The organism is Geobacillus sp. PLS 41 (assembly GCF_056494105.1).
Map to the genome: position 1 here is coordinate 877,634 of NZ_CM151395.1, position 26,295 is coordinate 903,928.

Sequence of the window (26,295 nt, forward strand, 5' to 3'; positions counted from 1 at the left end):
CCTTCAGCTGAAGTCAATCTGCTTTCATCATGACAGGAAGAGTAGGTGGGATGGGGTTAGTTTGTGAAACTTGGAATAGCAAGGCGCCGAATGGCAGAACCCAACTCTGATATGCTTTCATCGAGCCGACGCGTCAGTTCTTCGGGCAACGAGTATCCGCCTTCATGGAGGCGTTTCACCCATTGATCGACAGCGTACACGCCGCTCAAAATATAGCGTGCACCCAAGGCGGACAGAACAGGTTTCAATCCGTAGTCTATCGCGAGCAAATGGGCAAGGGAGCCGCCGATGAACAACGGAAGGACGACTTTGTGCTGCAATCCCTTTTGCGGCAGCAAATCCAAGTACGCTTTCAATATTCCTGTGTAGGAGGCTTTGAAAACGGGACTGGCAATGATGATGCCATGAGACTTCTCTACTTTTTGGTTGGCGGCTGCAATGGCGGGGCTGTCAAAGCGAGCCCGCACCAAATCATCGGCCGGCAAGTCGGCTACGCGAATTTGTTCGATGGCGAATCCCTTCTGCCGCAAAGCCTGTTCGGCATACTCAATGAGTCCATTGAGGCGGGACGTGGACGATGGGTTTCCGTTGAGAATAACGATATCAGGCATGGCAACACACTCCTCTATAATTCATATAGGAATACTTGGTTTTTCGATATCGTATCACGCAACAGATGATGTGTCAATCGCCTTTTTGCAAATTTCTCCATCTTGTGTGCAAAACGGTGATGGACATCTGTTCGCTAGAATGCGGCACCCGTTTTTCCCCTTCCGTTTGGCGTGCGGCGACTTTGCTGTGAAAGGGATTCCAAATAGTCATGCTTCAAGGTAAACTAAAAAAGGAATGATCAAAAAGGAAGGGGACGCATAGGATGCTTGGAGCCATTGAAGCCGGAGGCACAAAATTTGTCTGCGCCATCGGCGATGAACAAGGGAACATTCATGAGCGGGCGGTGTTTCCGACGACGGCGCCGGAAGAGACGATGGCGCACGTTATCGATTTTTTCCGCCCCCACAACGTGGAGGCGATCGGGATCGGGTCATTCGGCCCGGTTGATTTGCGCCCGGACAGCCCGACGTATGGGTACATTACGAGCACGCCGAAACAGGCGTGGCGAAACTTCGATTTTGTCGGCGCGATAAAGCAACATTTTCCCGTGCCGATCGGCTTTGACACGGATGTCAACGCGGCGGCGCTCGGCGAGCAGCGCTGGGGGGCGGCGCGAGGGCTTGACAGCTGCCTGTACATGACGGTCGGAACGGGTATCGGCGTTGGGGCAATCGTCGAGGGCCGCCTGTTGCATGGGCTGCTTCACCCGGAGATGGGCCACATGTTGGTCCGCCGCCATCCAGATGACACGTTTGCCGGCGTCTGCCCGTACCATGGCGACTGCTTGGAAGGGATGGCGTCCGGCCCGGCGATTGAGCGGCGTTGGGGGAAAAAGGGGGCGGAATTGGCGGACCGCCATGAAGTATGGGAGTTGGAAGCCTTTTATCTTGCCCAGGCGATCACCAACTACATCCTCATTTTATCGCCGAAAAAGGTGATCACGGGCGGAGGCGTCATGAAGCAGACGCACGTGCTGCCGCTTGTGCGCCGTCATGTGCAGGAATTGCTTGGCGGCTATATTCAGCACGAAGCGATTCTCGAGAAGATCGATGAGTACATCGTCCTCCCAGGGCTTGGCGACAACGCCGGCGTGGCGGGCGCGTTGGCGCTTGCGGCGAGGGCGATCGAATAGCAAGAACGGCCGTCCACCGTCTTCAATCAGGCGGTGGGGCCGTTTTTTTTTGTTTGAAGGCAGGGATGTTGACTGATTGTTCAACAAATTTAGTCTGAAAAAATGACTATTTGGTCAAAAAATATCGTTTTTGAGTTGCATACCTTTATAACAGTAGTTTATAATCGTTTTGACCAAATGGTCATATGGGATATGGAGGCGAGGACAATGACCGATGTTCGACGGTTGGTGGAATGGCTGCAACAACAAGGTGTGCGCGCCGATTTAGTGAAACCGCGCGCGGTGTTGCCGTCGTATCGGCAATGGATGACAGCGAATGGGAAAGGAATGAGTGGCTGCCATGGATGAACGGCGCGTCCAATTTATTGAGGCGGCAATGAAATTGTTTGCCGAAAAAGGGTATCATGAGACGTCGATTCAAGATTTGGTCGAGGCATGGGGGATTTCCAAAGGAGCGTTTTATCACCATTTCGCCTCGAAGGAAGATTTGTTGCTGGCGGTGCTCCGCTACTACAGCGAAAAAATGGTCGCTGATTTCATGGCGGGCGGCGGGGAAGGGACGGAAAAAGAACGGTTTACTCGCCAGCTGGCCGCCCATTTTTCTCACATTCGCGAGTACAAAGACTTTTTGCGTATGATGATGTCGGAGCAATTGCCGAAAGTCAATCCGGAAGTGGAACGGTATATGTTCCGCCAGCATGGGCGCCTTTTTTTATGGTATTGCACCCGTCTGGCGGAGGTGTACGGAGAGGAAGTCGGTCCGTATGTGTATGATGTCGCCATGATGACCAACGGCATCATCCGACAATATTTGTTTTACTTCTTTTTTCGCGAGGAGGCGTTTGATGCGGACGCAGCGGCTCGTTTTCTCGTGCGCCGCATTGATGCCATTGTTGCTAGCTTTGCGGCCGGCGAGCGCCCGTTGTTGACCGAGGAGGCGCTCGTGCCATGGATAGAACTCGAAGAGCGCGAGCGCAAGCGCCAGCGGGAGCGGCTGGTTTCGGCGTTCGCCGCCGTCCGGGAGGCCGCCAACGGGCTCGATCCGAAGCAGGCGAACGATGTGCTTGAAGCCGTAGCGGCGCTGGAGGAGGAAGTGCTTGGGCGCAATGAGCCGCCGCGCGCCTATATCGTTGAAGCGCTGCTTTTGTATTTGCGCCATCAACAGGCGCCTCGACTTGCGTCGGCTTTGGACGCACTGAGCCAAGAAATGGAAGCGTATCAACGACTCAATGGATGGGAGAGAGAACCATGGAAAAAGCGTTAACAGTGCCAGCGAGCACCATTCGTCATCGTCCGTTGCTCATTACCGGGTTGATCATTGCCATGCTGTTTGCGGCATTAGACGGGACGATCGTCGGCACGGCGATGCCGCGCATCGTCGGGGAGCTTCACGGATTGGGGATTATGACGTGGCTGACGACAGCGTATATGTTGACGTCGACGACGGTCGTGCCGATCGCCGGCAAGCTCGCCGACTTATTGGGCCGTCGGATTGTCTATGTGAGCGGGTTGGTCATTTTTATGGCTGGTTCAGCGCTTTGCGGCATGGCGAACGATATGACCGAGCTCATCATTTACCGCGGCATTCAAGGACTGGGCGGCGGGATTATGATGCCGATGGCGATGATTGTCATCGGTGACGTGTTCACCGGCAAGGAGCGGGCGAAATGGCAAGGGGTGTTCGGCGGTTTGTACGGTCTCGCTTCAGTGCTGGGCCCGCAAATCGGCGGCTTTATCGTCGACCATTTGAACTGGCGCTGGGTGTTTTACATCAACTTGCCGGTCGGCATTCTCGCCACGGTGCTGATTGCGATGGGGTTAAGCAAATATAAAGCCGAAGGGCCGGTGAAATTTGACATCGCCGGGATGGCGACGTTGACGGCGGGCGTCGTCAGCTTGTTGTTGGGGTTGACGTTTGGCGGCGACCGATATCCGTGGGGGTCGTGGCAAATCGTTTCGTTGTTTGCGGCCGCGGTTGTCTTTTTCGCTTTGTTTGTTTGGGCGGAAAAACGGGCGGAGGAGCCGATCATTCCGCTTCGGTTGTTCCGCAATCGGACGTTTACGCTGCTCAATGGCATCGGCTTTTTCATGAGCGTCGGCATGTTTGGCGCGATTATGTTTGTGCCGTTTTTTATGCAAGGCATTGTCGGTGTGAGCGCCACCCAATCCGGGACGATTATGACGCCGATGATGATCACGATGATCATCGGCAGCGTCCTTGGCGGTCGACTGGTATACCGGATCGGGGTGAAGCCGCAGCTGATCATCGGCATGGCCGTTATGGCGTCCGCATTCGGGCTGCTTGGCACGATGGATGTCGAGACGTCGAAATGGACGGCGACGATGTATATGATCATTCTCGGTCTTGGCACAGGGCTCGTGATGCCGATTTTGACGCTCGCCCTGCAAGAAAGCTTTCCAAAATCGGAGCTTGGCGTCGTGACGTCTTCAAGCCAATTTTTCCGCTCGATCGGCGGGACGTTTGGGATGACGGTGCTTGGCGCCATCATGAACCACCGGTCGAGCGCCTTGCTTGACGAGCGGCTCATGCCAAAGCTCGAAGCGCTGCCGGCGCAGGCGAAAGGGCTTGTCGACCGCTTTGCCGGCATGATCCATGATGATCCGCAAGGGCTGTATTCCGTTCTGCTCAGTCCGGAAGCGATGGCCAAGATTCCAGCGCTGCTGCGCGACATGTTCGTGCCGGTGCTGAAGCAGTCGCTTGTCGACTCGCTGCAATCCGTCTTTTTGTTCGGGCTCGTGTTTATCGCTGTGGGCTTGTTGTTGGTGTTCGGTTTGAAAAGGATCACCTTGTCTGATCGGACCGAGGCGATGAAGCAGTTGAAGCAGGCAGAGGAGAAGGCCTAGCGGCATGCGAATGAAGAAAAGAAAACGGCGGACCGCGCCTCATTCGCTCAGGCGGCGGGCCGCCTTTCTTTTTGGCGGCGACGAACAAAACTCCCCCGGAGCGATGAGGCATCCGGGGGTGAGGTGCCAATGGAAGCCGGCGGCTCGCTCCGTGCGGCCCATTTCGCCAGGCGGTTTCGCATCGACGTGATGCCCGGCGCATGGCGGTTTCACGGTGACGATTCGCGATGGCTGGTTACGTTGCGCCCGCATCCGCGCTTTGGCCGAAGACGCGCGAGCGGGTGAGAAAGCGGACGCCTTCCGGGCCTTCGAGCGAAAACATGCCGCCGCGCCCGGGGACGACGTCAATGATGAGCTGCGTATGCTTCCAATATTCGTATTGCGCCTTAGAGATGTAAAACGGGCAGCCGCCGATTTCGCCAAGCAAAACATCGGAATCGCCGACGATCAACTCGCCGAGCGGGTAGCACATCGGCGAGCTGCCGTCGCAGCAGCCGCCGGATTGGTGGAACATGAGCGGACCGTATTTCGCCTTTAATTTTTCAATCAATTCTAACGCTGCTTCGGTGGCGATGACTTTCGGTTCATCAGGCATCGGATGCACCTCCTTTCGCATCATGGCCAAAGACAGGCTCCTAGAGCAGCTTTGCTGGATTCGTCGAATGGAACGGTTGTTGCGTCGTTTTCCATTCCATCATCAAAAGGAGTTTGCGTGGTTTTGGCGGTGACGGATGCAACAGTGGGCAAAAGGCAGCGCGTCGGCGCTGCCTTTTGCCGTGGAAGAGCAGGTGGGCCAATGTTAGAACAAGCCAAGTTTTTTCGGCGAATAGCTGACGAGCAAGTTTTTCGTTTGTTGGTAATGGTCGAGCATCATTTTGTGCGTTTCGCGGCCGATGCCGGACATTTTGTAGCCGCCAAACGCCGCGTGGGCCGGATAGACGTGATAGCAGTTCGTCCAGACGCGGCCGGCTTGGATGCCGCGGCCGAAGCGGTACGCGGTGTTGATGTCGCGCGTCCAGACGCCGGCGCCAAGGCCGTACAGCGTTTCATTGGCGATTGAAAGCGCTTCGTCGTGATCTTTAAACGTTGTGACCGCGAGCACTGGGCCGAAAATTTCTTCTTGGAAAATGCGCATTTTGTTATGCCCTTTGAAAACGGTCGGCTTGACGTAATAGCCGCCGGCGAGTTCTCCTTCGAGCATGTTCCGCTCGCCGCCGATCAAGAGCTCAGCGCCTTCCTGTTTGCCGATGTCGATGTATGACAAAATTTTCTCGAGCTGTTCGGAGGAGGCTTGGGCGCCGATCATCGTTTCCGTATCGAGCGGATTGCCTTGCTTGATTTGCTTGACGCGCTCAAGCGCCCGTTCCATAAAGGCGTCGTAAATCGACTCATGGATGAGGGCGCGCGACGGGCATGTGCACACTTCGCCTTGGTTTAAGGCGAACATCGTAAAGCCTTCGAGCGCTTTATCGAGAAACTCGTCGTCTTTGTCCATCACATCAGCGAAGAAAATGTTCGGGGACTTGCCGCCAAGCTCAAGCGTAACCGGCACGATGTTTTGCGAGGCGTACTGCATGATGAGCCGTCCGGTCGTCGTTTCACCGGTGAACGCCACTTTCGCCACGCGCGGGTTCGAGGCGAGCGGCTTGCCGGCTTCTAAGCCAAAGCCGTTGACGATGTTGACGACGCCAGGTGGAAGCAAATCCTCGATGAGTTCGATGAGAACGAGGATCGACGTCGGCGTTTGCTCCGCCGGTTTCAAGACGACGCAGTTGCCGGCCGCGAGCGCTGGAGCGAGTTTCCAGGCCGCCATTAAAATCGGGAAGTTCCACGGGATGATTTGCCCGACGACGCCGAGCGGTTCTTTGAAATGATAGGCGACCGTGTCGTGATCGATTTCCGAAATCGTGCCTTCTTGCGCGCGAATGCAGCTGGCGAAGTAGCGGAAATGGTCGATGGCAAGCGGGATGTCAGCCGCCAACGTTTCGCGGATCGGCTTGCCGTTTTCCCATGTTTCCGCAACGGCGAGCATTTCCAAGTTTTCTTCCATCCGGTCGGCGATTTTGTTCAACAAACGGGCGCGCTCCGCTGGAGACGTGCGTCCCCATGCGTCTTTTGCCGCATGGGCGGCGTCAAGCGCCAGTTCGATGTCCGCCGCTTTTGAGCGCGGCACTTCGCAATACGGCTGTCCGGTGATTGGCGTGATATTTTCGAAATACTCGCCGTCGACCGGCGGCACCCATTTGCCGCCAATGAAGTTTTCGTAGCGCTTTTTAAATGTGACAAGCGCGCCTGGCTGGCCTGGTTGTGCGTAGATCATCCCCGATTCCTCCTTCATTTGAGTTTTTTTGTATTCGCTTACAAACGAAAGAATATTATAAAAATTCTTTCCAATGAATACAATATCATGGCTGGACAATACTGTCAAATCGAAAATGCCAATGCGGCAGTATAGATGGTGATGAGAAAAGGCGCCCCGCCGCTTTTGGGGCACCTTTGGTTGGCTTCAAGGACTTGAATCGACGGTTTGTCCATCAATCGACTTCCAGGCCTTCCAGCCAGCGGCTCGCGTAGACGCTGCAAAGATGATGGAACACTTCGATCGCCTCGTTCGGGTCGGCGGCGAAAAAGACGCTCGCTGCCGTTTCGTTTTCTTCGCGGACGAACTCAAGCAAAAAGTCGGTGGCGATCCGGTTGAACAAAAGAAGCGCACCGTAGGAGCGCTCAAGCTGGCGTTTCCGCTCGAGCGGGTCGTCGATGGACAAAAACGGACGCTCATAGCGGGCCGTCATCTCTGACAGCCGGCGCTGGATCTTGCGCTGGGCGTCAGTGAGCATCGCCTCGATCGTCTGTGGCGATAGAAAGGTTTGCTCGCGCAGCATATAGCCCCAAATTTGCTTGAGCGCATGAGCCGATTCGCTCGCAAACGCGATGTTGCCGAGCAGATCGGCAACGTATTGGTCGTCGTCATCGGTTTGAATGCGCAGTTTCATAATGATTTCGAGCACATCGGAATGAATTTTTTCTTTCCGCCATGATTTCGTCAGCTCATGAAGCAAGACGGAAAGCGAGCGTGCCAATTCTTCTTTCGTCATGATCAGCCAGTCCTTTCCCAGCAACATCGTTCCCTTTCTCATTGTATCATGACGGCTGTCTATTTGAACGCTCTCCCACTTACGCAAACGCTGAGAGGTGAGAGATTCTTGGGAACACCTGTCCCACGGCAGGTTGTTGACCAAGCCATCCCCATGCGTCCCACGGTTCTGCTGTTCTCACTTGCGCTGATCGCGTGGAAGTGGGGGTCTTCTCGGTTAGAGATGATAAATACAAGCAGGAACGTTTTGCATAGCGTTGGTCCAAAAGTGTGTCATCTATTTTTTTCTCTTCGGAGGTAAGCCAAGGCGTGAAACCAATCGCTTTACAGACGTGCATGGGCCTAAAAGCGGTGTTGTTCGCTCTCTCGATGGTCGAAAAAATGTGGCAGTTTATGTTTCGATTGCTGAATGACAGGAGTTGACGTATGATGGAGGCAAAGACGATCGAAACGATGGAGGCGGGGCGGCATATGCTTGAAGAGAAAAAAGAAAGGGGAGAGAAGATGAAACCGGTTCGTTTGCGCGGCCATCATTTGCTTTGTGTGCACGGATTTCGCGGCATGGGCTACAGCCCGTCGTTCGTGGAAAAAATGTGGGAGATCGTAGCCCGCATTCGCGATGAACACGACGATTTCCCGATTGAAGTCGTCGCGGCGCTCGATGAGGCGTGCCTCGCCTGCCCGCATCATGGGGAGACAACGTGTGAAGCCGGCCCGAATTCCGATGCCCACGTCCGTTCGCTTGACGGAAACGTCATTCGCCATTTAGGCTTGGAGCCGGGCAATGTGTATTGGAAGTCTGAACTGATCCGGCGGACGGCGGAACGGGTCAAGCCGGATGATTTGGACGAGTTATGCCGCAACTGCTCGTGGCTGCCGTACGGCGTCTGCAAAGAAGGGATCGCCAACGTCCGCCGCGGCAATGTGGCGCAAACGTGAGGCAGAGCGGCCGTTTTCGGAAAAAATCGAGGAGGAACGATGGAAAAACGGCGCTGTGCTGAACCATCATCCGTTTGTCAAGGCGGGGAGCCTGTTGCAGCGGCATCTGTATATATAGATGCAACGAAGAAGTTTAACATATCCTTGACGGAAAAGCGGTTTGTCCATTTTCGACTGTCGAGGCAAGCCTGTAGCTTGGAAGACCGAACAACCATCCGCTTCACAGACCCATACTGGGGCTGAAAGCGGCGTTGTTCGGTCGCTCGACAGTCGACCCAATGCTCGGTAAAAGCGGCAAATGGTAAAGCTTCAAATGGCATCTATATGTTTTGAAAAGAGTCATGGCCGGCGATGGCGGCAGTTTTGGACGTTGGCGGAAATTTCTAAAAAATGAATAGTTCCATGGGCGGAAAAATGTGATATGATAAACAATTATAGAGACTTTCGACAGAAAGGGTCATGAACGATGAAAGTAGCCAAATTCGGTGGAAGTTCGGTGGCGAGCGCCGCGCAATTCCGCAAAGTGGCTGATATCATCAGCTCGGATATCGAGCGCCGCATCGTCGTCGTGTCGGCGCCGGGGAAACGGTACAAAGACGATGTGAAAGTGACCGATATGCTCATCCAGCTGGCCGAACAAATTGTGGCTGGCGAGCCGCATGAGGAAACAATGGAAGCGATCGTGAAGCGGTATGCTGACATTGCCAATGAGCTGGGGCTGGAAGCCGACGGCTTTTTGGCCGAGCTTGTCGATGACTTGCAGTCGAAAATCAGCGCCTATCGAAGCGAGCCGCCTCGGTTGTTTGACGCCATTAAAGCGAGCGGCGAAGACCATAACGCAAGGCTCATGGCGCTCTATCTGCAAGATTGCGGGCTTGAGGCGAGCTACGTCAGCCCACTTGAAGCCGGCATTATCGTCACCGATGAGCCGGGCAACGCCCAAGTGCTGCCGGAGTCGTACGACAAACTGAAGCAGCTGCGCGAACGTCGCGGCGTTTTGGTCATCCCGGGATTTTTCGGCTATTCTCGGTCGGGCCATATCGTCACGTTCCCGCGCGGCGGGTCGGATATCACGGGCTCGATCGTCGCCGCGGGCGTCAAAGCGGACGTGTATGAAAACTTTACCGACGTCGACTCGATTTATTGCGTCAATCCGTCGATCGTCGCTGATGCCCGCAAGTTGAAAGAAATCACGTACCGCGAGATGCGTGAGCTGTCGTATTCCGGATTTTCCGTCTTTCATGACGAGGCGCTTGAGCCGGTCTATCGCGCCGGCATCCCCGTTTGCGTAAAAAACACAAACAACCCGGCCGCTCCAGGCACGTGGATCGTCGCCAAGCGCAATCATATCGACGAACCAGTCGCCGGCATTGCGAGCGACACTGGCTTTTGCAGCATCAACATCAGCAAATACTTAATGAACCGTGAGATAGGCTTTGGCCGGCGTGTGCTGCAAATTTTAGAAGACGAAGGCATCTCCTACGAACATACGCCGTCCGGCATCGACAACATGTCGATCATTTTGCGGGCAGATCAGCTCGTGGATGGAAAAGATGAGCGCATCCTCGCCCGCATCCGCGAGGAGCTTGCCGTCGATGAGGTGACGATTGAGTACGGCTTGGCGCTCATTATGGTCGTCGGCGAAGGGATGGAAAAAACGATCGGGATGGCGGCGAAAGCCACGACTGCGCTCGCCAACGCCAACATCAACTTGGAGATGATCAACCAAGGTTCGTCCGAAGTGAGCATGATGTTCGGCGTCAAAGAAGAAGTCGTCAACGAGGCGGTTCGCGCCTTGTACAACGCCTACTTCCAACAGGCAACCGTAAGCCCCCTTTCCTAACGCGAAACAGGCGTCCGAAACTCGGGCGCCTGTTCTTATGTACCGAGAAGCCCCCGCTTTCACGCGATCAGCCGAAGGGGGGAATGAATCAGCGTCTTCCATCATGGATGTCCCCCAACGCCGCTCAAAATATCTTGAAAGAAGGACTTCGTTGGAACAGCCAAGTCACAGGGACAGACGGGAATGGTCTGGCTGGCAGTCTGCCTTATGGCAGGTGTCCCCGAGAATCTCCCATCTCTAAGCGTTTGCGTAGGTGGGAGAACGTTCAAGCGCTCTAAGCCGAGCTTTCTTCTTTTTTCGCTGGTTGGCGTACATAAGAGCGGCATGTTCGGAAAATACTACCAATGTACGTCAAAGAAAGCGGAAGGGAGGAAGAACGAATGCGGCAATGGCTAGGAATGGCTGTGCTTGTCGCCGTTTTCGCTTCGTTTCCGGCTGGGGCGGCGGCCATCAGCCGAAGCGAGCTTGAGCAGTACGCTGAGAGCGTCGGCTGGACAGTGAGCGACCTGTTGGCTTATTTGGATCAATACGGCTTGACAGCCGCCGATTTTCGCACCATGGATGAGATGAAACAATGGCTCGGCACACCCATCACTGACGAGCGGCTTCATGCCGTTCTGCGCCGGCACGGGCTGACGGTTGAGGAGCTCGAGGCGCTGCTTGGCCAGTTTGGCGAAACGGTGCAAGACTACACATTTGTCGAAGACTTGGACCGGGCCATCCGTTTTTACTCGCAGCACAACGCCGCCATGCAGCAAATCAACGACTTGCTTGGGGCGCTCGGGATGACGGAACAAGAAGTGCGCGCCCTCACCCGCCATATTGCCTCGCTTGACGACCCGCAGTTAGCTGGGCGGCTGGCGGCGCTTCGTGAACGGCTGCGTCCGTTTGCGGAGATGGAAGGGCCGTGGACGGAAACAGAGCGCCGCAAACTGCGGGCGATGTGGGAAGAGGGGCTTCGCTTGCTTAAACTTGAGGCGGACGAGCCGGACATAAAGGCGGCCGGAGCGGAGCCGATCCGCATTCGATTGTACAACCGCCAAGGCGAGGAGGTCGCCGATATCGCCATAACGCGGGAGATGTTGACATCGGGCTACATCGTCCGCGCGGGGGAGAAAGGCATTGACGCGGGGCTGCTCGCTGTAGAGATGAAAGGAAAGATGTATGGGGAAAAACTGCCGGAGACGGCGTCACCGTATTTGACCTATACGTTGGCCGGACTGATGCTCGCTTCCGCCGGGTTCCTTCTTTACCGGCGGGTCAGGCGGCTGAAAGGGTGAAGGAACGTGAACGGCAAGCCCGCGCGGGTTTCGTGGGGGCGCCGGGCCGCCCAATGGGCGGCGCTGGCGGCGATCGTCATCGGAGCGGCGATGGCCGGTTGGAACGGCTATTGGTACACCGTCGGCTGGATGGCGGTCAAGCGGGATGCTCCTGCGCCTTCCTCACCGCCGGCCGCAAGCCTTCCAGCGGAACGTTCGGCGCAAAAAGACGCACCGCTTGGCGTCTACCTTGGTGAACTCGCCATCCCAAAGCTCGGGGCGGCGATTCCCGTGTATGAAGGCGTCCGCGAACAAGAATTGCGCCGAGGTGTCGGCCATTATCCAGCGAGCGATTGGCCGGGGGGACGAGGGCATGTCGTGCTATCCGGGCACCGCGATACTGTGTTCCGCCGCTTTGGCGAGCTTGAGATCGGCGATGCGCTTATCATTCGGACGGATCGCGCCGCCATCCATTACCGCATCGTCAACATCCGCATCGTCGATGACGACGACCGGACCGTTTTGGTCGAGAAAGCGCGCCCAACGCTGACGGTGACAACGTGCTACCCGTTTCGCCTCATCGGCCGCGCTCCGAAGCGCTGCATCGTCACCGCCCGCCCGGTTCGGGTTGATGCCCTGGCGTTTCCAAGAGGATGATCCACTTGCCCGCAGGAAGGCAAACAAAAAGGCTGGAAAGTGCGCTCTCCAGCCTTTTACCTTTTCCGTTCCTGCGGCGCCTTGGCATCGATTCGCTCATGCATTTGCTGGCGAAACTCTTGAAGCAGCGCCTCGCCTTGCAGCCCTTTCTTGACAAGGCCGGCCAGCACGACTTCCGCCAAATGGGTGCGCCGCGGGATCATCAGCCCTTCCATCAAGACGCTAATGTGGCCGTTCATTTTCGTGATCGAACGGACGGCGACGAGCATGTTGGCCGGGTCGTTGCTCGTGTGGGTGATCGTCACTTGCAGTTGAAACTCTGGACGCCGCTGCAAGTTCACAAACATTGGCTCATAGTCGTCATCCAAATACGCCTCCACGAGCCAGCGGTTTTGCCCGTCTTCTTTGTTGATGATCAACCCGTCAATAAACGGGATGTCTTGGCGGTGCATGTCGTCGTCGATGACCGAGAGCCCGACAAGCTTGAACGTTTTCATCTCGTCCACCTCGTTACCGTTGTCTTATCCAAGATTATAGCACAGGCGGACGAGGGAAGAAAAACGGGATGCCGCCCCTCCTGCTGAAAAACGATCTGCATATTTTCCGTCGGATGGCAAAAACGCCATTTTGCCCCGCCATTGTCGACGAAGATTTCGCCTTTTTCGCTGAATTGTATCCATAGAGTGCGCAAAAAAATGCAAAAATCGCGATTTTACGACCCAAAACGAGATTCGTTATCATAAAGGTGCGGTGGAGGAAAGGGGGGATGCGCCAACACATGATCAACCAAGTCGTGTTGGTCGGCCGGTTGACGAAAGATCCCGAGCTTCGCTACACGGCCGAAGGGGCTGCCGTCGCGACTGTCACGCTGGCGGTGGCGAGAAATTTCCGCAACGCGGAAGGGGGGATTGACGCCGATTTCGTTCCATGCGTTTTATGGCGGAAAACAGCGGAACATACCGCCAATTATTGCCGAAAAGGATCGATGGTGGCGGTGACGGGGAGAATCCAAACGCGCCGCTACGATAAAAAAGACGGTCAACGCGTCTATGTCACCGAAGTCGTCGCGGAGTCCGTCCAATTTCTCCACTCCGGAAAGAAACCAGAATGGCCGGAGCACGTATAGTCGTTTCCCCATACATGCCTTTCAAAGCGAATCCCCAAGAGAAAGAACGTGTCCCCAAACACTCCCCAACGGATGGCGCTAGCACGTCGTTGTTAGCGCTTTTTTTCAGCATGAGGGGAGCTACATGAGCTCGGAGCACTCTTTTACGATCGTCACGATCATCGTTTCGACATGTTTTCGCTTTTTATCCGGCAGCTTCGCGAGCGTGTACACCGCTTCGCTCATCTCTTGGTTATGAAGCAAGTAGTCCAACGCCGCGAGCACCGTTTCGTGCACGTCCGCCGTTCCGTATATGTCTGTCACTTCGCGCAACAGCTCGCGTTGGCGCGTTTCGCCGCCAAGCAAAAAATCGGCGCTGACATCAAACAGCTGGCATAGCTTCTCAAGCGACTGCACATCTGGAAGCAAGCTGCCGTTTTCCCATTTGCTGATTTGCGAACGCGACACGTTCAGCTGCTCGGCCAGCTCTTCCTGTGTCCAGCGCCGTTGTTTTCGCAGTTGTTTGAGCGTCTCCCCCAAGTTTGTCATCGTTCGTCACCACGCTTTTCATCATTACTCTTTAAAGATAGAAAAGCATGGAGCCAATGGTTGTTCCTTTTTCGCTCATTTCTATCTTTGTTTCTAAATCAGAACAGATTTGTCCGTGATTTCGTCGTTCGGCATCTTTTTTGTCCAGGAAGGACATAGTACAATTAGTTAAAAATGGGAAATTACGAACCAAAAAGAGGGGGTCAAGGTGAACATCTATCTTGCCGATTTTGTCATTTGTGAACGAAACGGGGAGAAACACGCCCAAAAAATGTACCACATCTATATTAAGGAAATGAAAAATCCGTTTTCCGTGCGGCTGAAAACGATCGCCCCGGCCAGTTTCACCGATTCGCTGCGCTCGCTGAAAAACGAAGGTGGACGGATGCGTTTTGCATCGGAAGGCGAGGCGCTGTTCCGCACGATCACCTGCTCAAAGGAAGCCCAGCTCTATTTTGTATTTAAATGCACGAGCCAGCTTTACATGTTTATCGTCAAGCTCGATCTTCGCCAAAAAAAGTTTACCGTCGCCCTTTATGAGTGGAACGAACCGAGGCAAAAATACATCCCGATCCGCGCAGATGAATGGCTGGCGATGGAAAAACAGCTCATTTATGAAGTGCTGCAGTCGATTTACCTTGTCGACGATCGACGCGTGTCGTATTTGTTCACGTATCCGTCGCCTCCGAAGCGAAGCATGCCCCGTTCCGGCGCATAAACTTCTTCCTTCTTCCAATAAAAAAAATCGTTTCCTTTCATGGCTTTCGTCCGTTATACTGAAAATATAGAACATTACTATTTTTGGCTGCGGGATGTCAAGCCGGCCTGAGGAACTATCCCGCATGAGGCCTCGATGAAAGATGAAAAACGAAACAGACGGCGAAGGGAGAGGGCGCATCCGTGAAACCGAATCACGTTGTTTTCGCCGCTGCCATGGCTTCTGCCTTTTTTCTCGCGCCGGACGAGAGCCAAGCGGCGGAATGGAAGAAAGGCATGAGTTCTCCTGAAATCAAACAGCTCCAGCAGCGCTTGAAAGAAAAAGGCTTTTTCACGTATCCGCAAGCGACCGGCTACTTTGGCGCCATTACCGAAGAAGCGGTCAAAGCGTTCCAACGGGCGATGAACTTGCCAGCCACCGGCATCGTCGATGACCCCACCTACGCGAAGCTCAAAAGCGCGCCTGCGTCAAACGACACGCTCGCCATCGGTTCCCGCGGCGCGGCCGTCAGTGATTTGCAACGCCGGCTGAAACAGCTCGGCTATTTTCGCTATCCGCAAATCACCGGCTACTATGGCGCGGTGACGGCCGATGCCGTGAAGCAGTTTCAACGGGCGAACGGGCTTCCCGCCACCGGGCGGGCGGACCGGGCGACGCTTGAGCGGCTGAAGCAAAAAGAAGAAGGTTCCTCGCCCTCACCGTCTGCGGCGCTGACCGTTGGGGCGCGCGGCGACGAAGTCCGCGAGCTGCAGCAACAGCTCAAACAACTCGGCTACTTTACGTATTCGGACATCACCGGCTACTATGGGGTGCTGACCGCCGACGCGGTCTGCCGCTTTCAACGCGACAACGGCCTGCCAGTGACCGGCGCGGTCGACAACCAAACCGCTGCCCTCCTTGCGAGCGCAGTAAAAGCGAAAACACCCCCGCCTGCACCGATCGAGCGCGAGCGCCTGGCGGTTCGCCTCTCAATCGGCGCGCTCGGCGAAGACGTCAAGCGCATTCAGACAAAGCTGAAAGAGCTCGGCTACTTCTACACGGCCATCACCGGCTACTACGGCACTGCCACCGCCGATGCCGTCCGCCGTTTCCAACAAGCGGCCAAACTCCCAGCGACCGGCATTGTTGACGGCGAAACATACGAGCGCCTGATCGGACAAGCCCCTGCGGCGAAGCTGGACGTCATCGAACTCGTCGCCGATGCGGCTGAGTTGCTCGGAACCCCATACGTTTGGGGCGGCGATGCGCCGGAAGAGGGATTTGACTGCAGCGGCTTCATTTTCTACCTGTTCCAGCAACAAGGCGTCCCCATCCCGCGCACCGTCGCCTTGATGTGGAATGCAGGCGTATCGGTTTCCGCCCCGGAAGTCGGCGACATCGTCTTTTTCGCCACGACCACCAACGGCCCATCGCATGCCGGCATCTATATCGGCAACGGCCAGTTCATCCATAGCGGCGCTTCGACCGGCGTGACGACGAGCCGCCTCGACCAATCGTATTGGAAACAGCGGTACTTGGGGGCGAAGCGGTTCTTTTAGCATGCTGGAACGACAACGATGACCAAAATGAGGAGGAAAACGAAGATGAAACATGCATCCCAAATGGCAGCCGCCATCTGCCTCGCCGCCGCCATCGCCCTCGGAGGAAATGGACAAACAGTTGACGCCGCCGTCCAATGGGGGCAAGTCCAATGGAAACAAGGCATGATCGGCAAAGTCGTCATTTTGCGCGACACGCCTCTATACCGCCTGAACGGAGCGGCATGGCAGACCGCCATGACGGTGAAACAAGGGCGCGAGTATCGCGTCTACAGCCAAAAACGGGCAGGCGGCGCCGTCTATTACAGCCTCGGCGGTGGACTGTATGCCAAACAAGGGGACGCCATCCAATACGTGCCGTTCACAAAAGACGAACTTCTCGCCCTTGTCGCCCGCTCATTGAAAGGGCAATACATTCTTCAGGCAGGAAATGAATCCGTTCCGTTCGTCATTGAGCGGCAAAAAGGAAATCGTCTGTTCGGCTGGTACTTATACGGCCAAAATATGTCATTGCCGCTTGAAGGCCGCATCGACGGCGCAACGGTGACGCTCTCCATTTTCTTCAACGACAACGCCGAAGCGATCGCCGACTCGATCTCTTACTTAAAAGCGTACAACGTGCCGAAGGAAGAGATCGAAAAAATCGCCGAACAGCTCGCCAACAGCGGCGATTACGCCATGCAGCTGCAATTTTCCATCACGAACAGCCCGGAACAATTCGCAGGACAGTTCCGCTTTCTCGATTTGTACTTGAATGACCGCTATGACGTCGTCAAAATGACGCTTGGCCAACCGATGGACGTCACGGTGAAGAAAAACGATTGATGTTTTTGCACAAAATGTTTGCCAACCAAAACCATCAAACTGCCAAAATATCGTTCTAAATTTCTGTTACAGGCATATTCATATCAATGTCGCCATCGATGGCAATAATTTCAAAGGCATATTCTCTAAAAAATTTGTATTTAGGACTAGAATTTAGAAGAAAAATGTATTATTATAGGAGACGTGGAGCATTGAGGAATTATGCTCAAGTGCTAGCAACAGATGCTAGGCTTTCTAATCAGCCCAGCATCTAGCCGTCAAGGATGATATTGGTTGATGTTAGCACCTTTTAGGCAATGAATCTACTAAACGGAAACGTTTAGTACCCATTGCTCTAAAGTTTCATAAAAACGAAGGGGGATTTTGGGCTTTATGGACAAAAAGAAAGCAGTCAAACTCGCCACAGCCAGCGCTGTAGCAGCGAGCGCTTTCGTCGCAGCCAACCCGCATGCTTCCCAAGCAGCCACGGACGTTGCGACGGTCGTCAGCCAAGCGAAAGCGCAAATGAAGCAAGCGTACTATACGTACAGCCACACGGTAACGGAAACGGGCCAATTCCCGGACATTAACGATGTATACGCAGCCTACAACAAAGCAAAACAAGCGTATGCGAACGCTGTCGCTGTTGTGAACAAAGCCGGCGGCGCGAAAAAAGACGCGTATTTGGCTGACTTGCAAGCTACATACGAAACGTATGTATTCAAAGCCAACCCGAAATCGGGCGAAGCGCGCGTGGCTACGTACATCGACGCTTACAACTATGCGACAAAATTAGACGCGATGCGTCAAGAACTCAAAGCAGCCGTCGATGCGAAAGATCTGAAAAAAGCAGAAGAGCTCTACCACAAAATTTCGTACGAGCTCAAAACGCGCACGGTCATCCTTGATCGCGTATACGGCCAAACGACGCGCGAACTCCTCCGTTCGACGTTCAAAGCCGATGCTCAAGCATTGCGCGACAGCTTGATCTACGACATCACCGTTGCCATGAAAGCTCGTGAAGCGCAAGACGCCGTCAAAGCCGGCAACTTGGACAAAGCGAAAGCTGCGCTTGACCAAGTCAACCAATACGTATCGAAAGTAACCGATGCGTTCAAAGCTGAACTGCAAAAAGCAGCACAAGACGCCAATGCGGCGTATGAAGCGGCGTTGCCTCCAAAAGTGGAAAGCGTAACAGCTGTTAACGCAAAAACATTGGAAATCAAGTTTAACAAAGCGGTTGATGCCGCAACAGTAATCGACAACAAAGGCACAAGCGACACGTCCGATGACGTCGTGAAAACAACCGCCATCACGCTCACGGCGATTGATGGCCAAGGAACGGTTTCCACCGTGAAGGCATCGTTGAGCGATGATAAGAAAACGTTAAAATTAGTGGCTGATGGCGCTCAATTTTTCACGAAACGCTATGTTGTCGACATTAAAAACGTCAAGACATTGGACGGCAAAGATGTGCCTGCCTACACGACGACGATTGACACGACTGATTCGGTAAGACCGAGCGTTCTGTCGTCTTCTTACGCGGATAACGGCTTGACGCTGAAAGTGAAATTCTCTGAACCGCTTGCCAGCGTAGGAACAGTTAAACTGTACGACGGAACAACCGAAATCTCGGTTTCTCCGAAATTCACGGCTGGCGACGATGAAATGACAATCAATCTCGCTTCCTCGTCTGTGCCGGTGAATAAAGACTTGACGCTGAAAATCTTTGGCGCCGTTGACTACAACGGAAATGTCATCAATCCGAACCCGGCTGAACTGACTGTCAAGAAGACAACGGTGGATACAACGAAGCCGACCGTTCAAAGCATCGAAGCGGTCAACACGAAAACCGTCAAAGTGACGTTTAGCGAAAAACTGTTGAGCAACCCGACCATCAAAATTGGCGGCCAAACTGCATCTGTTTCGGTTGACTCAACAGGCTTAGTCTATACAGCAACATTGAGCAGCGCTCTGTCGAAAGGTGTGTACGCAGTTGAAGTAAGCGATTATAAGGACTTGGCGGGCAATAGCGGGGATGCGTACACGAAAGTCGTTCAATTGAAAGCTGATACTACAGCACCGAAATTCGTCAGTAGCCAAGTCGTGAAAATTGACGGTGTTGAGCACCTTGTGTTGACATTTGACGAAGAGGTCACGACTGGCAGCAACATTACAGTCGTTCAATCGAGCGATAAGTATATTGACGAAAACAATGTACTTAAGGCTGTCGGCGCAGATTTGAAAACAACTAGCGACAATTTCAAATTATATCTGCCGACAGACGGAAAATCGAAATCGGTTGCTTTGAACATTTCTTCCTTGCCAAAAGGCACATACACCGTGACATTGCCGAACGGTTTAGTAAGCGACTTGGCTGACAATGCATATGCAGAGCGTAAACAGATTACATTCGTTCGCGGCTCTGACAGCTTAACGACGAAGCCAGCTCTTGATAAAGCCTACGATGGTAATGGTGTGAAAGCGGACAACAACAACGAATTAGTATTTGCGTTCACACAAAACTTGGACGCTTCTGCATTGAACCTGTCCAACTTCAACATCAACGGTTTGACCGTCACGAAAGCAGTCTTTGATGGAGATACGAAACATATCCGCGTGACGCTCGCACCCGGGGCAAATACGTGGACAGGCACGCACGTCATTACGATCAGCAACATTAAGAATACGTCTGGGCTCGTTATGGATACCGTGACCGTAAATGAATACATGAAAGAAAACGTGGCTCCGACGTTCACAGCGACCTTAACCAGCGCAGACGTCATCCGTGTCGACTTCAGCGAACCGGTGGCAAATGCGACGATCAGCAATCCGCTTTCTGTTAACAACTTTACCGTAAAAGTTGATGGACAATCAGCTACTGTATTAGGGGTCTATGAAGATAGTGGCGCTCAAAATGCGGTTGGTCCATCAAAAGGATATAAAACTATTTATCTCAAACTGCAAAACCCAGTAACAGATCTGTCTAAGCCAATCACCTTGTCGGCGACAGGCATTGTAGATGTAGATCAAACGGGTGGTATTAGTTCGAATAATGTAGTTGGCAACCCAGTTTCTGATGCTGTTGTAAACGTGGCAAAATAAGGCTGGAGATATAGCAAGGCGATCACCCTCCCATGAAGCGGCGCCCTCCCTTTCATGGGAGGGTCCTTTTATGAGTGCTTTTGCAACTGATTCATCATTAGAAAAACACCCTTTTCCAGTGTCTCACCCATTGTATTTCGCTGGACTATTGCTTTATGAGGCGAAATGCACTAAAATTTACAAGTAGAAGGTTGTCGATTTTTGTGAAACGAGGAGAATTTACTCATGGTTGGGCGATGGAACCGATACGTGTTTCTTAGTCTGCTCGTCTTGGTGTTATCAGGGATCGGTTATGTTCATTGGAAGGGACAACAGCAAGACGAAATGTTTCGAAACGACTACATCGAATACCAAAAAGCGATTCAAGCTATGCAACAAGGACGAGTAGAAGAAGCTTTGCCGCAGTTGCAATCATTGTTGGACAAGTATCCTGATCGTTACAACATCATGCGCACACTGGGACTAGCGTACGCGATGAAAAATGATTTTCAAAAAGCCGCTTTCTATTATGATCGAGCCATTCAAAAAAGACCGTTTCTGCAGCAGGATCCGATCTTTACCTTGCAATTTGGCGAGATTCTGTATTACAACGGTGAGTATGCGAAAGCAAAAGCATACTTGGAACAAAGCAGGCGGCTTCCTGGATCAGAAGCCTACCATACGACCATCGATCACTTGTTATCAGAAATTCAATATCAAACATCTTCATAAGGTGAGAAACGAACATGTCGGATTGGTACAAGTACTTACAAATTGAACGCGATGCCCAAGAAGATCGATATGAGTATCGTTGGTCCGCGGCCTGAACGTCCTTTTTTTGTCGAAAAGTTTAAGAAAGAAATTCCAAAATATATGATTAAACATCATGTCCGCCCAGGAATCACCGGATGGGCTCAAGTGTGTGGATTACGGGGGGATACCTCGATTCAAGAAAGGATTGAACATGATCTTTTTTACATAGAGAACTGGAGCTTGTGGCTAGACATAAAAATCATTTTGCTTACAATTACCAATGGTTTGGTAAATAAAAATGCATATTAGGTTCTTCTGTCATTTGATATTTGATTGGGTAAGTGGGAATTTTTGTAGTGTCACCATTTTATAAAAGAGTGTATGGTATATAAGTTGCAATAAAGATTTTCCGATTGTTCGATTCTGTTTTCCTTCATAACAAGTCATTTTGACAGAATGCAGCGGGCGTTCTACTGGATGTAAAACAAAGTTTCAACTTATATAGATAACATTTTGATAATACTTTTGTTGATGAGGAGGAGAATTTATGCTGATTTGCACTTTATATAACCATAAAGGAGGAGTTTCAAAAACCACAAGTACTTTTAATCTTGGTTATGCATTGGCAGAATCAGGTTATAGAGTGTTGCTAATTGATGCTGATCCACAATGTAATCTTACAGAACTTTTTATGGGTCCTTTATTAAAGAGATTGGATAATGATAACACAGAAGAAATGATAGATCTGCCCGGTACCTCAATTTTACAAGCTCTGCGACCAAGAATTGAAGGAAGTAGATCAAATGTAGATGTTGACTCAATTGAGTTGATAGACTCCCCCTTTAACGAGAATATTATGCTATTAAAAGGGGATGTGGGGCTCAGTACTGCTGAAGATGATTTGTCTCAGGCTCATACTTTCAGAACGTCTTCACAGATTCATTTTAAGTTTCTGTATGTTGCCCTGCATGATATGATAAAGAGGTTAGGAAAAAAGATTAAAGCGGACTTTGTATTCATTGACGTTGGTCCAAGCGCAGGCTCTCTTACTAGAACGTGTTTTTTGGCTTGTGACGCATTTTTTGTTCCTGTTTCTCCAGATCGATTTAATGTGCAAGCAATTAGTTCTCTTTCTCAAATAATAAAAAAATGGATTCAAGAACATAGACTCATTATTGATGATTTTAAAGCCATTGGGTTGCCTATATCAGAAGGTAGACCACTATTTTTAGGAACAATTGTACAGAATTACAAAACAGCAAGGGGAAGTAAAGCAAGAACGGGTTTTGAAATGTGGATGAGAAGATTGCCTGGTAGAATAGAAAAGGAACTTTTGCCTGTACTAAAACAGTTTGGTGATAGTGAAATCAATTTACTACAAATTTGCGAAGAGTTTGGAAGTACAGAGGCAGTTAAAATTCCGGATTTCAGTAGTCTCGTTACTCTAATGCAAGAATGTTCAAAGCCTATTTTTTCATTAAGTAAAGAGGATACTGCACTTATTAGTTCAAATGGTTATCCATATGCAGGCGCATTATGGCAAGATACAGAAAAACGAATGCAAGAATGGAGGAAGCTGTTTGCAGAACTAGAGAAGAGGGTTATTCGTGCTAAAGAAATTATAGAGGAGAAAGAGAAAGTATGATTATACATCAAGGGATTGTTTGTTTTTTAGATCTTCTTGGATATAAAGAGATGGTGAAAAGAGATTCTGGGCCGTTTGAACCCATATACTTACCAAAAATTGAAGATTTATTGACATCTTTAAAACCTTCTTTTGATAAAACAGGCCTAGAAATAAGACAATTTTCAGATTCGATTGTGCTTTCAAGTAAATACTCCATTGATAATGCGGTAAAAATAATAGAGGCTGCAGCACAAGTTCAATATTCTATGATCATTAACGGCATTTTGGTGAGAGGTGGTATAGCCATTGGAAGGCACTACACCAATGGAGATATAGTATATAGCCAAGCTTTAGTTGAAGCCTACTACATAGAATCAAAATATGCCCGTTTTCCGAGAATTGTTATAGACCAAAATCTAATTGAATTAATGTTAGGAACGTCGGAAGACCCTAAGCAACTTGAACTCAAGCTCTCCCATATACTATTAAAAGATAGCGATTCTTTATCGTTTATTAACTATCTATACAATCAAGATGATGATTTACATGGACGGGTTATTATGGATTTATTGAAACAGACGAATCTAAATCACCCGAGTTTATATGAAAAGTATAGATGGCTAACCGAATATCATAATTATATAGTCTCAAAAAAAGGAAAAAAAACATTGCAATTTCCACTACCTAGTTTCTCATCCTGGAATTATACTTGACTGTAGGTGAGTATTTTTTATTACAATAACAGGCGTGTTGATTATCCAATAAAATCCAAAGGGTATAGAAAAAAGAGCACCTTTCCTGTAGAATGTGAGTAGCGACACAAACAAACCCAGGAGGTGCTCTCTATGAACAAGCATACCACACTCCCGAATTTGATGCAAAAACTTGTTTCGGATGGAGTCAGTCAAGACTTTGTGGAGAACATTTTTTCGGTTCACTACGGGCGTTGTCAATCACTAGTTAGCGAACCATTTTCAGGAATTAATATCGTAAGCGCTTTCGGACTCTCATCCCTCATCTTGAGGCGATGATACGATATTCCATTTTTTTACACCCAACCACCATCCCGGAGCGCCGACAACGCTTGATGGATCGGTGTCCCGGATGACCGCTGCAGACACGGTAGATTCTGACGCACCACATCTGCCCATAACCGTCCGGCCTTCCGTTTGGCCTGTTCGATCCGCTTGGACTTTGTTGAGGCCGAGGCCGCCGTTCGGGTCTCTTCTTCCTCCACCAACTGCCCATTTCTCCGCCAAATCCCGTCGATTCGGGCCGCCATCGCCCTCAGAAACGCCCGAAGCCCTTGGTCTTTCCAGCTGCGGCGGGATTTCACCCGATGCGCAAACCGGCTCATCACGCTCTCGGCGTGGCCCATCGGACGCATGCCGGTCGTCTCCACCCCTTGCTCCGACAGCCACTCCCGGTAGTCCCGGATGCATCCCGGCATCGACTCGATCCGGCGAATCAAGGCGGCCAGCTGTTGTTCTTTGCCTTCGTCCCCCAACGTGCCGACCGCGCTGTTCAGCTCGACCAAAAGTCCTTCTTCGTCTTGTTTCGCCAGCTTCCTCCGCACCTCCCGCCAACGCGGATGGCCGGACAGACACTGACGCAGCTCCCGCGCCACATGAAATCGATCCAGCTGAAAGCACGCCCGCTTCCCAAAATACTCCCGGCAGGCCGTGATCCACGACGCCGCGTCGCCGTTGATGATCAAAAGGTCCCGGCACGGATCATAGGCATATTCGTTCATCAGCCACTCTTCAAACCGTTCCCACACGTCTCCCGCCCCTTCATGGAGGTAGTGGCGCCGGTTCACGAGCTCGAGCTGCGAACCGTTTCGTTTCCATCCCTCGTGAATCGCCAGGATTTTCTCTTCTTTCGCCCGTTTCCCTTTCTGTAAATTATCACTTTATTTCGGAACAAAAGAGCCATTTTTTTGCACATTCCTTCAGAAAGCCCTCTCCCCTTTTCTGAAAGAATGTGCTAAATTTTTTGTGAATTATTTCGGAAGAGAAAATCCATCGATTCAGAGGAGGGGGAGGAGGACGTGATTCAATTTCATGACTTTGGCATTGACGTCCAAACGTATGCAGAGCGTGGAAAAGAAAACGACTTCCCTCTTCTGAAAAAGTGTCCGCATTGCCGGGCCAAGCGCCCGTTGCACCGCCACGGTTACGATGAGCGAAACGCATTGACCCCACATGGTGATGATCGCATTTGGATTGTCCGGTATCGCTGTCGGGAATGCTTGAAGACGGTGAGTGTGCTGCCTTCCTTTCTCCTCCCGTATTTTCAGTATACGTTGTCCGCCATATGGCAAGTCGTGAAAGAGCAGTTGGGATTGACCGAGGGGACGAACCGGGCTCCGTTCCTCCTGACAAAGGACGGCATCATCTTTTATGTCCGACGGTTCTATCGAAACCTATCAAGCCTTCATAGCTTTTTTGCGAGGCGGTGGAGGATCATAGGCCCTATCGTGAAAAAAGAAAAGGAACGGGCTTCCTGGTGGATCCGGACGTTGGAGAAACACGGTCTCTATTCGGTCATCAGAGACATGTGGGAGGACGGATTCCGACACCCTTTTGCGAATCAAATGGGATCCTGATTTTACATACATATCCTAAATTGGAAATAGTTGAGGTTCCCACAAACCTTTCCTATCGACGGAGAAAAAGCGATCCGGTACGATAAGGGCAGACGGACCGGAACGGTCCTGATTCCAAGTGAGACAAGGAGGAGATTCGAATGGATGAGTCGATGAGACACGACATTGCCCTGTTTCGGTACGGGCTAATCGCTCCGTTGGTGAATGGGCAGGTGGAACCGAAGACGTATCTGAAAGAGGTGAGCGAGCGAGTGCACCATGTTCCCCACCAGGGCGACAAACGAATCGCAGCCAAGACGATCCTCGATTGGTGCACCCGATACAAAAAAGGGGGCTTTGACGCCTTAAAGCCGAAGCGCCGTTCGGACCGCGGCCACTCAAGGCGTCTGTCGCCCGATGATGAGGATCATATTTGTAACTATTCACTCCGATAGTAGTATGTAAAGAAGCGCAACACAAATAGGGCATCCCCGTAATAGAAAATGCCCTAAGTGGTAGAAAGAACGCGATCAAGCGTGTCACCCGTCAACAGAAGACATAACGAATCCCACACGTTTTTTTCGTGTTTCGTCAGTGTGGAAACGATGCTTCTTGTGATACAAAAAGACTGGGCGAATGTTTCTTCGCGAAACGTACCCGAAATGTTCTCTTTGACTTTAACCATGCGAAGATCGCGTTCGGCTTGGTTGTTGTCAAAGGGAACATGTACTTCACGTAAGAAACGCAGCGCTTCTTCCTTTCGTTTTTGAAGGCGTCGAACAAAAGCGAGTGCTTTTTTCGGAAGAGGCGTCATCGTTTCTAATCGGTGTTGTGCTCTTTCTAGGATGCGATCATACACTCGTTCCCACCGTCTCGCTTCTTCTTCGGAAAGTGCACCGTGATGGGCTTCGACGGCTTGCTTGGCGGCTAACAGAAACGTGGTCATGCGCATCGCCCACGTATGCCCCTGTTCGATGAATCCTTTTAACTCACGCAAATGGTGGGCATGACAAAGGGCATGGGTGGCATGTGTGTATTTCGGATACGTACCGTGTTTATTGCAAAATAAAAATACAGAGTTCTGCAACGAAAAGTGCAGAGCTGAAGGCAAAGAAAAAAAGGTTTGCCA

General features: G+C 51.8%; 23 protein-coding genes and 4 pseudogenes. 19 read left to right on the top strand and 8 right to left on the bottom strand.

Going from position 1 to position 26,295, the window contains the following annotated elements; genetic code table 11:
• Positions 1 to 56: 56 nt before the first annotated feature.
• Positions 57 to 611, bottom strand: coding sequence for an NADPH-dependent FMN reductase (gene ssuE, locus ACVX3G_RS04305; RefSeq protein WP_014196852.1), 555 nt, complete (start codon positions 609 to 611; stop codon positions 57 to 59).
• A gap of 263 nt (positions 612 to 874) precedes the next feature.
• Between ssuE and ACVX3G_RS04310 the strand changes: the two genes are divergently transcribed.
• From ACVX3G_RS04310 to ACVX3G_RS04325, 4 genes are all read left to right on the top strand, one after another.
• A complete protein-coding gene (locus tag ACVX3G_RS04310) occupies positions 875 to 1,744 on the top strand; it encodes an ROK family protein (protein WP_014196850.1) in 870 nt (289 codons plus the stop codon).
• 207 nt (positions 1,745 to 1,951) lie between these two features.
• Positions 1,952 to 2,092, top strand: a complete 141-nt coding sequence (locus tag ACVX3G_RS04315; RefSeq protein ID WP_014196849.1) for a hypothetical protein — start codon at positions 1,952 to 1,954, stop codon at positions 2,090 to 2,092.
• Positions 2,085 to 3,008 (top strand): TetR/AcrR family transcriptional regulator, encoded by a 924-nt coding sequence (locus tag ACVX3G_RS04320; RefSeq protein ID WP_014196848.1) that lies wholly within the window; start codon positions 2,085 to 2,087, stop codon positions 3,006 to 3,008. The genes ACVX3G_RS04315 and ACVX3G_RS04320 overlap by 8 nt, the downstream gene beginning before the upstream one ends.
• Positions 2,993 to 4,609 carry an MDR family MFS transporter gene (locus tag ACVX3G_RS04325; RefSeq protein ID WP_011232671.1) on the top strand — a complete coding sequence of 539 codons (1,617 nt, stop codon included), beginning with the start codon at positions 2,993 to 2,995 and terminating at the stop codon, positions 4,607 to 4,609. The genes ACVX3G_RS04320 and ACVX3G_RS04325 overlap by 16 nt, the downstream gene beginning before the upstream one ends.
• A gap of 235 nt (positions 4,610 to 4,844) precedes the next feature.
• Here ACVX3G_RS04325 and ACVX3G_RS04330 read toward each other — a convergent pair whose 3' ends face one another.
• The 3 genes from ACVX3G_RS04330 to ACVX3G_RS04340 form a co-directional block, all read right to left on the bottom strand.
• Positions 4,845 to 5,204, bottom strand: a complete 360-nt coding sequence (locus ACVX3G_RS04330; protein ID WP_011232669.1) for a DUF779 domain-containing protein — start codon at positions 5,202 to 5,204, stop codon at positions 4,845 to 4,847.
• A gap of 204 nt (positions 5,205 to 5,408) precedes the next feature.
• On the bottom strand, positions 5,409 to 6,929 hold the full coding sequence (gene adh, locus ACVX3G_RS04335) for an aldehyde dehydrogenase (RefSeq protein ID WP_021322697.1): 1,521 nt from the start codon (positions 6,927 to 6,929) through the stop codon (positions 5,409 to 5,411).
• Between the two features lie 214 nt (positions 6,930 to 7,143).
• Positions 7,144 to 7,731 carry a hypothetical protein gene (locus tag ACVX3G_RS04340; RefSeq protein WP_014196843.1) on the bottom strand — a complete coding sequence of 196 codons (588 nt, stop codon included), beginning with the start codon at positions 7,729 to 7,731 and terminating at the stop codon, positions 7,144 to 7,146.
• Between the two features lie 476 nt (positions 7,732 to 8,207).
• On the opposite strand from ACVX3G_RS04340, the gene ACVX3G_RS04345 reads away from it, so the two are divergent.
• The 4 genes from ACVX3G_RS04345 (at position 8,208) to ACVX3G_RS04360 (ending at position 12,401) form a co-directional block, all read left to right on the top strand.
• Positions 8,208 to 8,642, top strand: coding sequence for a DUF1284 domain-containing protein (locus ACVX3G_RS04345; RefSeq protein WP_025039145.1), 435 nt, complete (start codon positions 8,208 to 8,210; stop codon positions 8,640 to 8,642).
• A gap of 466 nt (positions 8,643 to 9,108) precedes the next feature.
• Positions 9,109 to 10,485, top strand: a complete 1,377-nt coding sequence (locus ACVX3G_RS04350; protein WP_014196839.1) for an aspartate kinase — start codon at positions 9,109 to 9,111, stop codon at positions 10,483 to 10,485.
• Positions 10,486 to 10,865: 380 nt separating this feature from the next.
• Positions 10,866 to 11,765 (top strand): processed acidic surface protein, encoded by a 900-nt coding sequence (locus ACVX3G_RS04355; RefSeq protein WP_021322698.1) that lies wholly within the window; start codon positions 10,866 to 10,868, stop codon positions 11,763 to 11,765.
• A gap of 6 nt (positions 11,766 to 11,771) precedes the next feature.
• The gene (locus ACVX3G_RS04360; RefSeq protein ID WP_014196837.1) at positions 11,772 to 12,401 is read left to right on the top strand and encodes a class D sortase; all 630 of its coding nucleotides are present in this window, start codon (positions 11,772 to 11,774) and stop codon (positions 12,399 to 12,401) included.
• A 56-nt stretch (positions 12,402 to 12,457) separates the two neighbouring features.
• Here ACVX3G_RS04360 and ACVX3G_RS04365 read toward each other — a convergent pair whose 3' ends face one another.
• Complete coding sequence (locus ACVX3G_RS04365) at positions 12,458 to 12,898, bottom strand: YwpF-like family protein (protein ID WP_021322699.1); 441 nt, start codon at positions 12,896 to 12,898, stop codon at positions 12,458 to 12,460.
• A gap of 269 nt (positions 12,899 to 13,167) precedes the next feature.
• Here ACVX3G_RS04365 and ssb point away from each other — a divergent pair, with 269 nt between their 5' ends.
• Entirely contained in the window at positions 13,168 to 13,527 is a 360-nt protein-coding gene (ssb, locus tag ACVX3G_RS04370) for a single-stranded DNA-binding protein (protein ID WP_011232661.1), read from the top strand.
• A 120-nt stretch (positions 13,528 to 13,647) separates the two neighbouring features.
• On the opposite strand, the gene ACVX3G_RS04375 is transcribed toward ssb, so the two are convergent.
• The gene (locus ACVX3G_RS04375; protein WP_014196835.1) at positions 13,648 to 14,055 is read right to left on the bottom strand and encodes a helix-turn-helix domain-containing protein; all 408 of its coding nucleotides are present in this window, start codon (positions 14,053 to 14,055) and stop codon (positions 13,648 to 13,650) included.
• Positions 14,056 to 14,263: 208 nt separating this feature from the next.
• Here ACVX3G_RS04375 and ACVX3G_RS04380 point away from each other — a divergent pair, with 208 nt between their 5' ends.
• The 8 genes and pseudogenes from ACVX3G_RS04380 (at position 14,264) to ACVX3G_RS04415 (ending at position 23,292) form a co-directional block, all read left to right on the top strand.
• On the top strand, positions 14,264 to 14,773 hold the full coding sequence (locus ACVX3G_RS04380) for a hypothetical protein (protein ID WP_020278804.1): 510 nt from the start codon (positions 14,264 to 14,266) through the stop codon (positions 14,771 to 14,773).
• A gap of 182 nt (positions 14,774 to 14,955) precedes the next feature.
• Entirely contained in the window at positions 14,956 to 16,311 is a 1,356-nt protein-coding gene (locus tag ACVX3G_RS04385; RefSeq protein ID WP_021322700.1) for a C40 family peptidase, read from the top strand.
• Positions 16,312 to 16,356: 45 nt separating this feature from the next.
• Positions 16,357 to 17,136, top strand: coding sequence for a hypothetical protein (locus ACVX3G_RS04390; RefSeq protein ID WP_011232657.1), 780 nt, complete (start codon positions 16,357 to 16,359; stop codon positions 17,134 to 17,136).
• A 372-nt stretch (positions 17,137 to 17,508) separates the two neighbouring features.
• Positions 17,509 to 20,220 carry a hypothetical protein gene (locus tag ACVX3G_RS04395; RefSeq protein WP_021322745.1) on the top strand — a complete coding sequence of 904 codons (2,712 nt, stop codon included), beginning with the start codon at positions 17,509 to 17,511 and terminating at the stop codon, positions 20,218 to 20,220.
• 225 nt (positions 20,221 to 20,445) lie between these two features.
• Entirely contained in the window at positions 20,446 to 20,931 is a 486-nt protein-coding gene (locus tag ACVX3G_RS04400) for a tetratricopeptide repeat protein (protein ID WP_021322744.1), read from the top strand.
• Positions 20,932 to 20,991: 60 nt separating this feature from the next.
• Positions 20,992 to 21,261 (top strand): annotated as a pseudogene (locus tag ACVX3G_RS04405) (sugar transferase); the annotation flags it as partial.
• 238 nt (positions 21,262 to 21,499) lie between these two features.
• Entirely contained in the window at positions 21,500 to 22,597 is a 1,098-nt protein-coding gene (locus ACVX3G_RS04410; protein WP_020279815.1) for a ParA family protein, read from the top strand.
• Entirely contained in the window at positions 22,594 to 23,292 is a 699-nt protein-coding gene (locus ACVX3G_RS04415; protein WP_033012892.1) for a hypothetical protein, read from the top strand. The genes ACVX3G_RS04410 and ACVX3G_RS04415 overlap by 4 nt, the downstream gene beginning before the upstream one ends.
• Positions 23,293 to 23,627: 335 nt before the next feature.
• On the opposite strand, the pseudogene ACVX3G_RS04420 reads toward ACVX3G_RS04415, so the two are convergent.
• A pseudogene (locus ACVX3G_RS04420) lies at positions 23,628 to 24,476 on the bottom strand (ISLre2 family transposase); the annotation flags it as partial.
• A gap of 153 nt (positions 24,477 to 24,629) precedes the next feature.
• Between ACVX3G_RS04420 and ACVX3G_RS04425 the strand changes: the two are divergent.
• A complete protein-coding gene (locus ACVX3G_RS04425; protein WP_479454581.1) occupies positions 24,630 to 25,187 on the top strand; it encodes a DUF6431 domain-containing protein in 558 nt (185 codons plus the stop codon).
• 140 nt (positions 25,188 to 25,327) lie between these two features.
• Positions 25,328 to 25,600 (top strand): annotated as a pseudogene (locus ACVX3G_RS04430) (helix-turn-helix domain-containing protein); the annotation flags it as partial.
• Between the two features lie 74 nt (positions 25,601 to 25,674).
• On the opposite strand, the pseudogene ACVX3G_RS04435 reads toward ACVX3G_RS04430, so the two are convergent.
• Positions 25,675 to 26,217 (bottom strand): annotated as a pseudogene (locus tag ACVX3G_RS04435) (IS66 family transposase); the annotation flags it as partial.
• Positions 26,218 to 26,295: the final 78 nt, after the last annotated feature.

What these genes read in the sequence shown, in the direction of transcription:
- ssuE (WP_014196852.1), bottom strand. Translation starts at nt 611, where the DNA reads ATGCCTGATATCGTTATTCTCAACGGAAACCCATCGTCCACGTCCCGC.
- ACVX3G_RS04310 (WP_014196850.1), top strand. Translation starts at nt 875, where the DNA reads ATGCTTGGAGCCATTGAAGCCGGAGGCACAAAATTTGTCTGCGCCATC.
- ACVX3G_RS04315 (WP_014196849.1), top strand. Translation starts at nt 1,952, where the DNA reads ATGACCGATGTTCGACGGTTGGTGGAATGGCTGCAACAACAAGGTGTG.
- ACVX3G_RS04320 (WP_014196848.1), top strand. Translation starts at nt 2,085, where the DNA reads ATGGATGAACGGCGCGTCCAATTTATTGAGGCGGCAATGAAATTGTTT.
- ACVX3G_RS04325 (WP_011232671.1), top strand. Translation starts at nt 2,993, where the DNA reads ATGGAAAAAGCGTTAACAGTGCCAGCGAGCACCATTCGTCATCGTCCG.
- ACVX3G_RS04330 (WP_011232669.1), bottom strand. Translation starts at nt 5,204, where the DNA reads ATGCCTGATGAACCGAAAGTCATCGCCACCGAAGCAGCGTTAGAATTG.
- adh (WP_021322697.1), bottom strand. Translation starts at nt 6,929, where the DNA reads ATGATCTACGCACAACCAGGCCAGCCAGGCGCGCTTGTCACATTTAAA.
- ACVX3G_RS04340 (WP_014196843.1), bottom strand. Translation starts at nt 7,731, where the DNA reads ATGTTGCTGGGAAAGGACTGGCTGATCATGACGAAAGAAGAATTGGCA.
- ACVX3G_RS04345 (WP_025039145.1), top strand. Translation starts at nt 8,208, where the DNA reads ATGAAACCGGTTCGTTTGCGCGGCCATCATTTGCTTTGTGTGCACGGA.
- ACVX3G_RS04350 (WP_014196839.1), top strand. Translation starts at nt 9,109, where the DNA reads ATGAAAGTAGCCAAATTCGGTGGAAGTTCGGTGGCGAGCGCCGCGCAA.
- ACVX3G_RS04355 (WP_021322698.1), top strand. Translation starts at nt 10,866, where the DNA reads ATGCGGCAATGGCTAGGAATGGCTGTGCTTGTCGCCGTTTTCGCTTCG.
- ACVX3G_RS04365 (WP_021322699.1), bottom strand. Translation starts at nt 12,898, where the DNA reads ATGAAAACGTTCAAGCTTGTCGGGCTCTCGGTCATCGACGACGACATG.
- ssb (WP_011232661.1), top strand. Translation starts at nt 13,168, where the DNA reads ATGCGCCAACACATGATCAACCAAGTCGTGTTGGTCGGCCGGTTGACG.
- ACVX3G_RS04375 (WP_014196835.1), bottom strand. Translation starts at nt 14,055, where the DNA reads ATGACAAACTTGGGGGAGACGCTCAAACAACTGCGAAAACAACGGCGC.
- ACVX3G_RS04390 (WP_011232657.1), top strand. Translation starts at nt 16,357, where the DNA reads ATGAAACATGCATCCCAAATGGCAGCCGCCATCTGCCTCGCCGCCGCC.
- ACVX3G_RS04395 (WP_021322745.1), top strand. Translation starts at nt 17,509, where the DNA reads ATGGACAAAAAGAAAGCAGTCAAACTCGCCACAGCCAGCGCTGTAGCA.
- ACVX3G_RS04400 (WP_021322744.1), top strand. Translation starts at nt 20,446, where the DNA reads ATGGTTGGGCGATGGAACCGATACGTGTTTCTTAGTCTGCTCGTCTTG.
- ACVX3G_RS04410 (WP_020279815.1), top strand. Translation starts at nt 21,500, where the DNA reads ATGCTGATTTGCACTTTATATAACCATAAAGGAGGAGTTTCAAAAACC.
- ACVX3G_RS04415 (WP_033012892.1), top strand. Translation starts at nt 22,594, where the DNA reads ATGATTATACATCAAGGGATTGTTTGTTTTTTAGATCTTCTTGGATAT.